This window comes from Streptomyces tritici (assembly GCF_048500665.1).
Classification (GTDB): Bacteria; Actinomycetota; Actinomycetes; order Streptomycetales; family Streptomycetaceae; genus Streptomyces; species Streptomyces tritici.
Map to the genome: position 1 here is coordinate 6,239,878 of NZ_CP183183.1, position 12,644 is coordinate 6,252,521.

General features: G+C 69.4%; 12 protein-coding genes. 6 read left to right on the forward strand and 6 right to left on the reverse strand.

The genetic code is table 11. The features are described 5' to 3' along the window. Window positions 1-175: 175 nt before the first annotated feature. Window positions 176-634, reverse strand: coding sequence for an RrF2 family transcriptional regulator (locus tag ACNJ93_RS28635; RefSeq protein ID WP_418960352.1), 459 nt, complete (start codon window positions 632-634; stop codon window positions 176-178). 1,478 nt (window positions 635-2,112) lie between these two features. Here ACNJ93_RS28635 and ACNJ93_RS28640 point away from each other — a divergent pair. The 3 genes from ACNJ93_RS28640 to ACNJ93_RS28650 all read left to right on the forward strand — a co-directional run bounded on the left by ACNJ93_RS28640 (window position 2,113) and on the right by ACNJ93_RS28650 (window position 6,742). Beyond that, window positions 2,113-3,465 (forward strand): nucleobase:cation symporter-2 family protein, encoded by a 1,353-nt coding sequence (locus ACNJ93_RS28640; RefSeq protein ID WP_418961559.1) that lies wholly within the window; start codon window positions 2,113-2,115, stop codon window positions 3,463-3,465. Window positions 3,466-4,085: 620 nt separating this feature from the next. Beyond that, a complete protein-coding gene (locus ACNJ93_RS28645; RefSeq protein WP_418960353.1) occupies window positions 4,086-5,474 on the forward strand; it encodes an 8-oxoguanine deaminase in 1,389 nt (462 codons plus the stop codon). 692 nt (window positions 5,475-6,166) lie between these two features. Beyond that, window positions 6,167-6,742 (forward strand): hypothetical protein, encoded by a 576-nt coding sequence (locus tag ACNJ93_RS28650; protein ID WP_418960354.1) that lies wholly within the window; start codon window positions 6,167-6,169, stop codon window positions 6,740-6,742. A 298-nt stretch (window positions 6,743-7,040) separates the two neighbouring features. Here ACNJ93_RS28650 and ACNJ93_RS28655 read toward each other — a convergent pair whose 3' ends face one another. Then, window positions 7,041-7,439 (reverse strand): hypothetical protein, encoded by a 399-nt coding sequence (locus ACNJ93_RS28655; RefSeq protein WP_418960355.1) that lies wholly within the window; start codon window positions 7,437-7,439, stop codon window positions 7,041-7,043. 847 nt (window positions 7,440-8,286) lie between these two features. On the opposite strand from ACNJ93_RS28655, the gene ACNJ93_RS28660 reads away from it, so the two are divergent. Together ACNJ93_RS28660 and ACNJ93_RS28665 are read left to right on the forward strand one after the other, a co-directional pair. Continuing rightward, on the forward strand, window positions 8,287-8,811 hold the full coding sequence (locus ACNJ93_RS28660) for a GNAT family N-acetyltransferase (RefSeq protein WP_418960356.1): 525 nt from the start codon (window positions 8,287-8,289) through the stop codon (window positions 8,809-8,811). Between the two features lie 145 nt (window positions 8,812-8,956). Beyond that, on the forward strand, window positions 8,957-9,214 hold the full coding sequence (locus ACNJ93_RS28665; RefSeq protein WP_418960357.1) for a hypothetical protein: 258 nt from the start codon (window positions 8,957-8,959) through the stop codon (window positions 9,212-9,214). Between the two features lie 127 nt (window positions 9,215-9,341). Here the strand turns inward: ACNJ93_RS28665 and ACNJ93_RS28670 are convergent, their stop codons facing one another. Further along, window positions 9,342-9,944, reverse strand: coding sequence for a TetR/AcrR family transcriptional regulator (locus ACNJ93_RS28670; protein WP_418960358.1), 603 nt, complete (start codon window positions 9,942-9,944; stop codon window positions 9,342-9,344). Between the two features lie 154 nt (window positions 9,945-10,098). Between ACNJ93_RS28670 and ACNJ93_RS28675 the strand changes: the two genes are divergently transcribed. Continuing rightward, complete coding sequence (locus ACNJ93_RS28675) at window positions 10,099-10,944, forward strand: 4Fe-4S domain-containing protein (protein WP_418960359.1); 846 nt, start codon at window positions 10,099-10,101, stop codon at window positions 10,942-10,944. A gap of 375 nt (window positions 10,945-11,319) precedes the next feature. Here the strand turns inward: ACNJ93_RS28675 and ACNJ93_RS28680 are convergent, their stop codons facing one another. From ACNJ93_RS28680 to ACNJ93_RS28690, 3 genes are read right to left on the reverse strand one after another with little or no spacing between them, the layout of a single operon-like run. Then, window positions 11,320-11,586 (reverse strand): DUF4235 domain-containing protein, encoded by a 267-nt coding sequence (locus tag ACNJ93_RS28680; protein WP_418960360.1) that lies wholly within the window; start codon window positions 11,584-11,586, stop codon window positions 11,320-11,322. Window positions 11,587-11,591: 5 nt separating this feature from the next. Continuing rightward, window positions 11,592-12,041, reverse strand: a complete 450-nt coding sequence (locus ACNJ93_RS28685) for a DUF3618 domain-containing protein (protein WP_418960361.1) — start codon at window positions 12,039-12,041, stop codon at window positions 11,592-11,594. Continuing rightward, window positions 12,038-12,463 carry a phage holin family protein gene (locus tag ACNJ93_RS28690; protein WP_418961560.1) on the reverse strand — a complete coding sequence of 142 codons (426 nt, stop codon included), beginning with the start codon at window positions 12,461-12,463 and terminating at the stop codon, window positions 12,038-12,040. Before ACNJ93_RS28690 ends, ACNJ93_RS28685 begins: the two co-directional genes overlap by 4 nt. Window positions 12,464-12,644 lie beyond the last annotated feature (181 nt).

A 12,644-nucleotide genomic window follows, 5' to 3' on the forward strand; every position in this document is an offset into this window, starting at 1 on the left:
GTTGAGGGTGCCGGGCGCTTGTCACGCCACAGCCGCGATCAAATTCCCAGTTTTCCTATCGAGTTACTAGGGATACTGGGTGGGAGATGCCTGCCCGACAAGGGGGTGACCGAACAGTGGACGGCTGCGTCTCAGGTGCAGAGATGCGCGGCGAGAAGGAGCCTCGCGTGTCCCGTCAGGGATTGGTCCAGGCGGCCGGATCCTGCGCCAGGGAGTGGACGGAGTCGGGCAGCTTGCCCGAGGAGATGTCCGCCAGTGAAACGCCTTCCAGGATCTGGCGGACGTTCGCGCGCAGGGCGACCCACAGCGGCAGCAGCGCCTGTGCGGGGCCGTTGTACTCGAGCTCCGGCGGGCGCACGCCGCGTACGGAGACCAGCGGGCCCTCGACCGCCCGCACGACATCGGCGACGGAGATGTCCTCGGCGGCCCTGGCCAGCCGGTAGCCGCCGCTCGCGCCGCGCTGGCTGACCACCAGTCCGCCGCGCCGCATGTCGTTGAGAATGCCTTCGAGGAACTTGTGCGGGATCTCCTGCGCCTCGGCGATGGCCTCCGCCTTCAGGGGCCCGCCCTCGGGGGCACCCGCGAGGAGAAGCGCGGCCCGTACCGCGTAGTCCGCCCTGGCTGAGATCCGCATGAGGGCATTATCCCGCACCTCGCACCGGTGATCGCGAAGGGGGTCTGGAGCCTTTTCCTATGCAACCAATAGGGAAGCATGGGCGTGGGCTGTCCGTGCGCCTCAGCATGTCCCCGTCCCAGCCGTCCCAGCCGTCGCAGCCTCGTACGCCGCACGCACGTCGACTTCACGAGCGTCGCCGGCGCCACCTGCCGACTCGTCAGGTTTCTGCCTCCCAGGAACCCTTCTCATTCGACGCGCGCAGCTGGCATTGCGGCGGCTGCTCTTCTCCGCGTCCTCTCTCCCTCTCTTCGCGACCCGCTCAGGCGCTGCTGGGCCGTGCGGAACCGCCTGACGTGCGACGACGTGGCGCCGGCCGGTCGGATCCGGCGCCGGCGCCTTCCCCGCCCCAGCCGTGCCGCAGAGCCGACGTGCACAACCGGCGGCCGGCTCAGGCCCCGTCGCCCGGGCGTGCCACAAGCTCGGCGCTGCCTACCGGGGCCGCATCATCACGGTGCGCCGAGTCGGCTGCAAGTACGTGCCCGACCGCGCATAGCGGCGGGCACGGCGGGCCGCTGCTTCCGTCTGGCCGCTGCTTCCGTCTGGTCGAACACCGGGACGGCTGTAGGCGCGGAGCCCTGCCCCGATTCGCGGGCGGGGTCGTCGGCTGCGGCGGCCCGCTCCGGTCGCGACTCGCAGTCGATGTACGAGTTGTCACCGCAGGCGCCGCCACGGTGCCTCTCGCGAGTCGGCGAGGGTGCCGGGGCCCGTGCCCCGGCAGCCGTAGGGACGGCTTCGGCGGACGCCGCTCCGGACTACTGGGTAGTGAAGCTGCGCCGCCACGGGACCCGCGCGCTGCTGAGGCCGCGTCCTCATTCCCACGAGGATGGCCTCCAAGGCCGCTGATCACGAGGCCGGGCCGCTGACTGCGCGGTGCGCGCGGCCGGCGCAGGCCTCCGGCCGCTCTATCTGTGCGCGGGCTCCCTCGCCCTGGCTCGGGTACGACGAGGACGAAGCCCTTCTCGTGCAGAGCCCGGCGAGGTCGCGTGCCGGCCTCTGCGTTCCTCGGCGCGAACCCCCTGCTCGCGGACGCGGTCAGGAGCGCGGTCAGGAAGATCTCCAGAGTCCGATCCCGAAGGGGCTCCGCGTCCGGTCGGCATTGGAGGAACCTCCAGAACCGCTCCTCGGATGTGTTGATCGAGCAGGAAGGATTGACGACACGGAGGCCGCTTTCTACATTCCCCTGGACGCGGAAACCAGATTCCGCATCCTGGATTCCCTCATGGGTCGGACCTGTTCAATCAGCTCCGACGGGTGGGCGACGACTCCGTCGTCCGCCAGGGTCGTCCCAGCGTCACCGCGCTCGTCCCGCAGCTCGGTCGTCGTTCCCGGGCCCGAAACCACAGCCAGAGGTGGAGGGCCAGCAGGTGCAAGGTCAGATCTCAGTCGAGCCGAAGACGTCACGTCATCCCGTCGACGAGGTGCTCCCGCCCGGTCGGATGGCGACCGTCGCGCTTCAGCACGTCGCCACCATGTACGCCGGGGTGGCCGCGCCGCCCCTGATCATCGGCGCTGCGGCGGGCCTGGCCCCGGCGCAGCTCACCACCCTGCTCGCCGCCAGCCTGATCATCGCCGGCGTCGCCACCCTCCTGCAGACCCTGGGCGTCTGGCGCATCGGTTCGCGGCTGCCTTTCGTCAACGGTGTCTCCTTCGCCGTCGTCTCACCGGTCCTCGCAGTGGTCGAGGCGGAGAAGGGCGCCGCGCTTCCGCTGATCTTCGGGTCCACCATCGTCGCGGGTCTCTTCTGTTTCCTGCTCGCGCCAGTGTTCTGTCGGCTCGTCAGGTTCTTCCCCCCGGTGGTCAGCGGCACCGTGATCGCGCTGATCGGGATCTCCTTGCTCCCGGTGGCCGGAAACTGGGCACAAGGCGGCAACCCCGGTGCCCAGGACTACGGTTCGCTCGTCCACCTGGGCCTCGCCGGGTTCACGCTGGTCGCCGTGCTGCTTTTCAACCGCTTCCTGCGCGGCTTCCTGCAGCGCATCTCGATCCTGCTCGGTCTGTTGGTCGGCACCCTTGCGGCCATCCCGTTCGGCAAGGTCGACCTGTACGTGCTGGGCACCCTGCCGGTGTTCGAGGTGCCGACCCCGTTCGCTTTCGGTGCGCCCCGCTTCGAGGTGGCCGCGATCATCGCCATGCTGGTGGTGATGGTGGTCTCGATGACCGAGTCGACTGCCGACATGATCGCGCTCGGTGAGGTCGTGGAGCGGCCCGCGGACGACCGCACGATCGCGGGCGGCCTGCGCGCGGATGGGCTGGCGACGGCGTTCGGCGGGCTGTTCAACGGCTTCATCTGCTCGGCCTTCGCGCAGAACATCGGGCTGGTGGCGTTGACCAGGATCCGCAGCAGATTCGTGGTCGCGCTGGCCGGCGTCTTCCTGGTGGTGATGGGGCTCCTGCCGCCGGTCGGCGCGCTGGTCTCGCTGGTGCCGCAGCCGGTGCTCGGCGGTGCGGGCGTGGTGCTCTTCGGCTCGGTGGCGGTGGCGGGCCTGCGCACGCTCGCCAAGGCGGACCTGAGTGCCGGATCCAACGCGATCATCGTGGCGGTCAGCCTGGCCCTCGGGATCTTCCCGATCGCCTTCCCGGACTTCTATCGCTCCTTCTCCGAGCAGGTCGCGACCGCTCTGAGCTCGGGCATCTCGGCGGGCTGCGTGACAGCGGTCACGCTGAACCTCCTCTTCCATCACGCAGGCCGAAAGCGCGGCGCCGCGACGGTCTCCGAGCCGGAGGAGCCGACCGGGCACGGTGAGGAGAAGCCGATCGCGGCCGCGGAACCGGTGAAGGACGCGAGCTGACCTCGCTCAGCAGGTCAGCCCGAGGCATCGGTCCGTAACGGCACCGGGGGCGCCCTGGCCGAGCAGTCCCCTGCGCTCGACCGGGTCGGCCTGCGCCCGCGTCGGACTCCCACCGGCAAGAGTCGCCAGGATCCAGGCCGAGCGCGCCCAGGCCGGCTCCGCCGAGCTCCCGAGCCCGCCACCCACGGAATCCGAGACCGTGCTGCGGCAGGAGTACACGCAGATCACCGAGCGCTACATGGGCCATGTGGTGGCCGGCAGCGCAGGGACAAGACTGCGGGAAGTCGCCGACGAACACGCCCGATGGCTGCGCGGCTTGCCAGAGCATTTCTGGGAGCTGGTCGGTCCCGTCGAAGGGAGCCGACCTCCCCTCTCTGCCTCCGACTTCCGTGCGGCCGGTGCGGCACAGCACCCAGGCCAAGGCGCACCCCGGTCACATGACCGACCTGCGAGCCGCTGACGCCGCCGGCATCCCGCTTCGGCGCGTCCGGGCCGACAGCCCGACGTCCAGACAGAACTTCACACTCTCGGCACCCGCAACCACCTGGCTGCGGCACTCAAATCCTCCCGGGTCCTGCCGTGCCCTCCCGTCATATCCCAAAGAAAAAGGACACAACGTCATGACTCCTTCGTCAGCAGCCCCGCGCACCGTGATCGAGAACTGCGCGATCGCCACCGTCGACGCCCAGGACACCGAATACGCCTCCGGCCACGTCGTCATCGCGGGCAACAGGATCGAATCGGTCGGCAGGGGCAAGGCCCCCGAGGGCCTCACCGACGTGGCGCGCCGCATCGACGCCACCGGCCACCTCGCCACTCCGGGCCTGATCAACACCCACCACCACTTCTACCAGTGGATCACCCGCGGCCTCGCCACCGACCACAACCTCTTCAACTGGCTCGTCGCCCTCTACCCCACCTGGGCGCGCATCGACGAGGAGATGGTGTACGCGGCAGCCCAGGGCTCCCTCGCGATGATGGCCCGCGGCGGCGTCACCACCGCCATGGACCACCACTACGTCTACCCGCACGGCTCCGGCGACCTGTCCGGCGCCATCATCGGCGCGGCCCGCGACATGGGCGTCCGCTTCACCCTCGCCCGCGGCTCCATGGACCGCAGCGAGAAGGACGGCGGCCTGCCGCCGGACTTCGCCGTCGAGACCACCGAGGGCGCGCTCGCCGCCACCGAGGAGACCGTCCGGAAGCACCACGACACCGCCTTCGACGCGATGACCCAGATCGCCGTCGCCCCCTGCTCCCCCTTCTCCGTCTCCACCGAGCTGCTCCGCCAGGGCGCCGAACTCGCCCGCCGCCTCGGCGTGCGGATGCACACCCACGGCTCGGAAACCGTGGAGGAGGAGAAGTTCTGCCACGAGCTGTTCGGCACGGGCCCCACCGACTACTTCGAGTCGACGGGCTGGCTCGGCGAGGACGTGTGGATGGCGCACTGCGTCCACATGAACGACTCCGACATCGCCGCCTTCGCCCGCACGAAGACCGGTGTGGCGCACTGCCCGTCGTCCAACGCCCGCCTCGCCGCCGGCATCGCCCGCGTCCCCGACATGCTCCGAGCCGGCGTCCCGGTCGGCCTCGGCGTCGACGGCACCGCCTCCAACGAGTCCGGCGAGCTCCACACCGAGCTGCGCAACGCGCTGCTCATCAACCGCCTCGGCGCTCACCGCGAGGCCGCCCTCAACGCCCGCCAGGCCCTGCGCCTCGGCACCTTTGGTGGAGCCCAGGTCCTCGGTCGCGCCGACCAGACCGGATCCCTGGAGCCCGGCAAGCTCGCCGACCTGGTGCTCTGGAAGCTGGACACCCTCGCCCACGCCTCCATCGCCGACCCGGTCACCGCCCTCGTCTTCGGTGCCGCCGCCCCGGTCACCGCGTCCTTCGTCAACGGGCGTCAGATCGTCGAGAACGGACGGCTGCTGACCGCCGACGAGGACGCGATCGCGCGCTCCACCCGGCAGGAGGCCCAGCGCCTCGCCCGCACCGCCACCCAGGGCTGAACCACCCGGCGGCGATACACGCCCAGCAGAGCGTTCCGCCGAGAGGCCTTCGCAGGTCATGGTGCGTCTGCGGAGCCGCGCGCTCGGAATGCGTAGGCGGCCAGACTGCGCAACGCGGTGGTGTGTAGGTGGGTCCTGCTCGGTACTGGTTCAGAAGTCATCTGATCTGGCGCGCCTCCGGTAGCCGATGAGGGTGCAGCCGATGCTGGTGCGGCGTTCCGCGTGCCACGCATGTGAGAGGACCCCGGCCGGGGCCGGGGTCCTCTGAGCTTTCGGAGTCGGACGACTACGCGGCGGCCGGCTCAGGGTCCGGTTCACTGCGTGACGGGCCGGGCGAGCTGAAGACGGCGGCTCTGTTCAGCCGTACCGCGTGATTGCTGGCGGCCGCGCGCCCCCACTCGCCTCGGCCACCCAGCGCGAGATCGACATCTGCCTGGCCGGCGACCACACACTCGGGGACGCCCCATCTCACCCCGTCGCCTCACCGCACGCCTGAACGAACCCGGCAGCCGTGCCCGCCCTGCCCGCAAGACCACCCTGATCGAACTCAGCGCAGAACTCCCCCGTGCCGTTTCCGCGCAGCTGCTCGGACGGAACCTCACATCTGCCACCCACCGGGCCGACCACGCAGCCGGTTGGAGATTGACATGATGGGCAGCGGCACGTGCTCACGGGTCTTGAGAGGGGCGACCATGGCGATCAAGGCCGAAGCCGATTTCGGAGCCGCCGGATGGCACGAGTGGTCCTATGCACCGACTGTCGGCGTAGGACCTCTCCGGTTCGGTATGACTGTCGACGAAGTCGTCGAGGCGGCTGAGGTACTCGGCCGGGCGAAGGTCAGCGATTGTGCACGCCACCACACGGTCTTCTCTCCGACTTGGAAGGTCGAGGTCCACCGCCGCGGGGTGGCTGCTCCTTGTCCACCTGCCGTCACGGCCTATGTGAGCCAAGCTGTCGGGCTGTTCTGCATTGCTGCCGACGCCGTGCACGGTCCCCAGGTGGCGCACGACGGACTCCCGCTGGTCGGGAGAGACATGTCGGAGCTGGAGAGCGACGCAATCGAGCGTGCCGAGGCAATGGACGTGCCTTTCAGCTACACGCCCGAGGGCTATGTAGGACCAAATGACCCCGGTGTCGTGATGCGGGGGCAACCAGTCGGGCCGGCCCTCCGATCACGTCCGTTGTTCATGGTGACGCGCGACGGCGCGTATACCGAATGGGACTCCATGCCCTCCGAGGAGCGCTGCAACGGTCAGTCCACGGCCTGACGTGGTGTGATTCAGGACAAGGGGGGGTTTGGGCCCCACTATGCCAGCCCAGCGGTCGAGGTTGCGTTCGAGTCGCCCGCTGCGCGTAGCGCACGTCGACTTTCGCGATGAGCGGGCCGGACCGGTAGCGGTGGACTCGGGCAGGACGTCGTCGGCGGCCGACAGCGCGTCCTTCGTCGACTCGAAGGGGAACCCATCGGCGTCGATCCGACGTCTTGTGGGCGCAGCGCCAGTACGTCGGCATGTCCCAGAAAGCGTCTGAGTTCGGCGACTTCGCGGGCGCGCTCGGCGTCGGCGTTCATCGGCTCTTCTTGGCGGGGTCGACGGCCGGGTGGGTGAAGTCGATCGGCTTGCCGAGGGACCGGGCGTAGGCGATCTCGGCGCGGGTGCTGTCGCCGATGTAGTCGCCGACGACGAGGACGCGGTCGGCGAGGCGGATCTTCGCCCGGTGGAGGCCGTCCAGGCGCTTCTTGACGCGCTCTGCGACGACCGGGTCTGCCCACAGTGGGTGCTCGGTCTTCATGTCGCAGGCCGGCTTCACGACGATGTGGCCGGCGAAGGTGAGCTCGCAGTCGGCTTCGGTCATCTGCTCCATGAACCTGGTGGAGCCGCAGATGACGACGATCTCCGGGAGGTTCAGGCGCACCTTCGCGTTGGCGAGGTTCTCCTCGGGAGTGAGCGACCGGGGGTAGGACATGTGGGTCTCCTTCGAGAGGGGCGGTGCTGTTGGCTCAGGCGGCTTCCCAGAGCAGGCGGGCTATCTGCTCCGTGCCGGTCGTGCGCGGGGGCCTGGAATGATCGGACAGGTCCAACCGGCAGGTCGCCGTCCGGCGGCTCTCCAGCGACGCGCAGTAGAAGCCGGCCGGACAGAAGGCGGCTCATAGCAGTCCACCGGGCCAGCCGTTGGAGGTGGGACCGGCTCAGGTGATGGTCGACGGTGTTGTACTGGGTCTCGAAGGCGCGATCCGAACGATCACCGGCCTCAGCCTTTGGGACAGCAAGCTCTTGCTGGACGATGCGCCCGTAGCGGTCACGGATCCCGACTGGCTCGAAGCCGCCCAGGACGCGGCCGGTGTTCTTGAGGCCGCAGGTGCCCACGCGGCGGTGGTGTGCGTCTGGTGTGACCGGACCGTCGCGAGTGAGGCCGGCCCTCTGGACCTCGCCCCGTGTAGTGGGCCATGGCCTCCCGGGACCTGTCGAGCAAGTTGCCCACCGGTAACGGACTGGCCACGGCCGCTGCTGATGAACTCGCAGCGAGACGTCAGCGACACGCTCTGGCCCTGGGCTGAGTCTGCTCACACCACCCCCAACTCGGCGCGAGCCCTGTCGATGTATTCGCGGACAGCAAGGATCCCTCCGCGACCGGCCCAAGGCCGAGGTGTACTCCCGCAGGCGTCCGTGGGCCCTGGTCGAGTTCACGGTGCCTAGGACGGTTCGAGGGCGCGCATGCGAGTAATTGTCCATGTGTGTCTGCCAGTTGCACTCGCTCAAGCGGGGAAGCTCTGCGGCTCGATGCAGGTGGACGCCTGTGCGAAGATCGCGGCGTGGATGATCTACGCTTCCGTGTCGCTGACGACGCCGATCTTGCCGCCGTCGTGCGTCTGCGCGACGACGCGGCCCGCTGGATGCTTGCCCAAGGCGTCACCGGTCAGTGGCAGCCTGGTGAGCTGGGCGTCGACCACTTCCGCCGGATCATGGACAGCGGAGAGGTGTGGCTCGCCGAGGCTGCCGATGGTGTGGTCGGGGCCTGGGAGCTCTGGTGGGAGGACGAGGACGCCTGGGGGCCGCAACCGCCGACGGCCGGCTATGTGCACCGGCTGATGGTGGACCGCAGAAGAGTCCCTCCCGGTACAGGGCGGCGGCTCCTGCGCGTCGCGGAGCGACGCGTCGCAGAGGCGGGCCGACCGTTGGTTCGTCTGGACTGCCTGGCCACCAACGCACGCCTGAGTGCGTACTACCTCGACGCCGGCTATCGGGTGGTGGGGCGCAAGGAGGGCAAGCCGCAGCCGGGCGGTACGCCCAAGTCGTTCACGCTCCTCGAAAAGTCCGTACGGGACGCCTTGAGGTAGGTCACACGACAAGGGTCTCCGGACGCTCAAGGGACTGGCGGCGCCGTCGCAGCGCGCACCGGGACTGCTCCTCGTCCCGGCATGCAGGCGCCTGCCGGCGGAGGGAGACTGAAAGAGGGCCGTCCGATCTTCGTGCGGAGGGAAGATGAGCCAGCAGCAACTCTCGGACGAGCTGAAGCTCGCTTACGAACAGAACGCGGCCGACTTCGCCGTTCTGGACCAACGCCTGCAGGAGCTCCAGCAGATCGCGAAGGACCGCCTGGCGGACGCCGGGCTGGTTCTGCTCCCCGGCCTCGACTTCCCCTGTCTCGTGTGTCCCTGCCCCGGCTACTCGCGCGACCCGTCGATCCCCTCGACCGGCTGCATCTGCAACGATCCGGCCCACACGCACTGGCCCGTCTGACCGGACTCCGCCGATTCCCGCTCTCGGCAACCGACGCTGACGACCCTGGGACTGCTGCGGCACGTCCTTGCCGTTGCGGACGTGGGGCGCCCATCATTCCGACCTTTTGAACGGCTGAGCTCGCGGCTCATGCCTGGCGGTGTTCCGGATTCGACGTATGAATGCCGTTTTCGAGCGTGCGGATGACAGTGGAGACGATCCCGTGCCTCGGCAGCCCGCAGGCCTCGGCGTCCTGGTATGCGGTGTACACCAGCGACCAGAGCACACGTTGGATCCAGGCCGGAGTGACGTCCGGGTCGAAGGCGCCTTCGGCTTGCCCGCGCTTGATGAGAGTGAGCACCGGGTCATCGAGAGGCTCCGGTGTCTTTGCTGCGCCGCGGCCTTCCAGAACGCGCGGATCGCCGAAGAGGAATACCAGCCGGTCGCCGACCGCCACCATCGCGGTGACCAGCCTGCGCATCGCCTCGATGGGGGAGCCCTGATCGATGGCCGCGGCGGCCACCGACTCATCGATCGCCGCGATGGAGTCCTCGATGGCTGCGCTGATGAGCCCGGTGCGGTCGGAGAAGTAGCGGTGCAGTGTCGTGCGGCCGACGCCGGCGGCGTCTGCGATGTCCGCCAGCGTGGCGTGATAGTCGCGGCCGAGTACGGAAGCGGCCGCGCTGAGGATGGCGCGGCGTGTACGGCTGCGCGTTCGTGCTCCCGCAGCCTCGGGCCCAGGCTCCTTCATGCTGGTCACTGTACTACCGGACCCCAATAAGGGACTCCGTCGATCATTAATGGAACACTCGTGTTCCATCGCGTGCTACCTTTGTCCTCCTCGTGACCCCTTACTCAGAGGAGGAACGGCGATGGTCCGCGGAGCCCGGCGTCACCCTGAGAACGTGGCTGGAGACTGGTTCGTCGATGACCGCTGTATCGGCTGCGGAGGTTCGGTCTCGCTCGCGCCGACGCTGTTCGGGCCGGCAACCGGCGGCGAGCAGTTCGTCATGACCCGTCAGCCGACCACCGAAGACGAGATCGTTCAGGCACAGCTCGCCGCCGAGGTGTGCCCGTCCCGGTCGATCCACACCGAATCCGGCGTGAGGTGGCGGCGACACCACCCCTTGGAGATCGCACCCGGCACCTGGCGGACGGGCTCGAACTCGCCCGAAACCGCAGGCGGCAACGCCTTCCTCGTGCAGCGCACCGAGGGCAACCTCCTCGTCGACGCGCCGCGCTTCACCTCGTCGCTCTGCGCCTGGATGGAATCGCTCGGTGGGATCACGGCGATCCTGCTGACGCACCGCGACGACGTCGGCGATGCCGAGCGTTATGCCGACGCGTTCGGATCAGAAGTGGTCATCCATGCTGCCGACGCTGACGCCGCGCCATTCGCAGGCCGCGTCCTGAGCGGTACCGAGACCTGCGAGGTTGCCGCCGGGGTGCTGGCGATCCCCACCCCCGGGCACACCGAGGGCCACGTCATGTACCTGAACGACGATGGCACCCTGTTCACCGGTGACTCGCTCGGCTGGGACCCATATCGTCATGACCTCAGCGCAGAACCGTCCGTGTGCTGGTACTCCTGGCCCGCCCAGGTCGACTCGCTCCAGCGGCTCGACGGTTTCGACTTCGCGCGGGTCGTTCCCACTCACGGCACGATGAGTCCGACGCTCGAACCGGCCGACATGCGCCGGCGGCTGCAGGCGCTGGTCGCCCGCCTGCAGCGCGACCTGGCGGACGAGTAGCACGCTCCGCTCGCACGGGTTCGCGGCGCTGACGCGAACCCGTGCCAGCAGTAAAGCGTGAGGTGAGGGACGGACGGTTTTCGCGTTACAAAGCTCAGCCTGAGCGGCGGTAGGCGCCTGCGGGGCCGGCGAGTCGCCGCTTCCCCACTCGGGGCTGATTCGGTCCCCCGACGGGCTCCGAGGTGATGCGCTTCTCCCGTGCGGCGTCCAGGGAGAGTTGCGTCCCGGTTCGTGCTCGGCCGGGCGGAGGTCTTCACAGGTCAGGGTGAGCCTACGCAGCCGGGCCCGGGGGAAGGCGTGCGCGTCCAGGATGCGCAGCGCCGTCGTGCGCACGCCTTCCAGGGGCGCGGCTCTCCAGCCTCCCCCTTTCGGCTGTCAGCCGGGCCACGATCCGGTCAAGGATCGCGTGGCGGTGGCGCCGGCGCGGTCGACGGCCGCTTTGACCACGGCGAAGATCGCGCCTTGCAGCGCGGCGGCGACGAGCACCTCGCGCCAGGAGCGGCTTTCGTCGGTGGCGTCGGGGGCGTCCTCGTCGTGGCCGATCATCTTCCACGCCTGCTTGAACAACGCGCCTGCGGCCATACCGCTGAGGGTTCCGAGCGTCAGGCCGATCGGCTTGTAGGCGATCTTCGATGCCTTCACCCGGATCACCCCTTCCGGCGGCGGCAAGCCAGCCACACCACGATGACCGCTCCCGCCGCGGCCAGCAGCACGCCACGGTTGTCCCGCGCCACGCGCACCCCTTCGGACGTTTTCTGCCGCACCGGCTCAGGCGCCTTCTCCTCCCACAGATGACCGGCCTGCGCCGCCTTCGCCCGGGCCTGCTCGGCCGCCTGGGCGGTCTTGCTCCTGACCGGGTCGGGCAGCTTCTCCTGCGCCTGGTGAGCCAAGTCGGCGGCCTTCGCCTTCAGCTCCCCGGCCCTGGCCGCTGCCTGTTCCTTGACTTCGGCGGCCTTCTCCTGGGCGCGGGCCTTGACGTCGGTCTTGGCCGACAGCGCCTCGACCGTCTGACCGAGCTCCTCGCGGGTGTGCTCGACCTGCTCCCTCAGCTCCTCGGGGCTGGAGGCGGTGGGCTTGTCGTGGGGTGACTGGGTCATCGCTGAGCACGCTCCTTGATCTCGGCCACGTCGGCCTTCACGCTCTCGACCGTCTGCTCGGGTGCGGGCGGCGCGGCCTGGTCGACCTGCTTCTTCCCGCTCATGGCCATCACCGCGGCGATCACTCCCAGCACCGCGGTGACGATCAGCGCAGCAGCCCACACCGGCAGCGCCACCGCCAGCGCGGCGATGGCGGTGGCCACCAGCGTCTGCAGCATCAGGAAGCCCACGATGCCGGCGCCGCCGAACAGGCCGCCGCCCTTGCCGTAGCGCTTGCCCTTCTCCTTCATCTCCGCCTGCGCCAGCCGCAGCTCGCCTCGCACCAGCTCCGTCAGCTGCTGCGAGGCACGTTGCACCAGCTCGCTCACCGGCTCGTCGGAGCGGTGCGGGGTAGGGCCGCCGCCGGGAGGGGGCGGCTGCATGGTCGACACGACGATCACCTCCGTAGTGGTCCTGATCCGTCAACGACGAGGCCGCGCAGTGGCCCGCCGCGTGAGCGCGTGTACCCCGAACAGCTCGGGGCACCACCTGAAGCGGTGGACGAGCGAGAGGTGAGCCGCGGCTGTGTTCCGCCCGGGGGTCGCCACTACTGGTGACACGCCA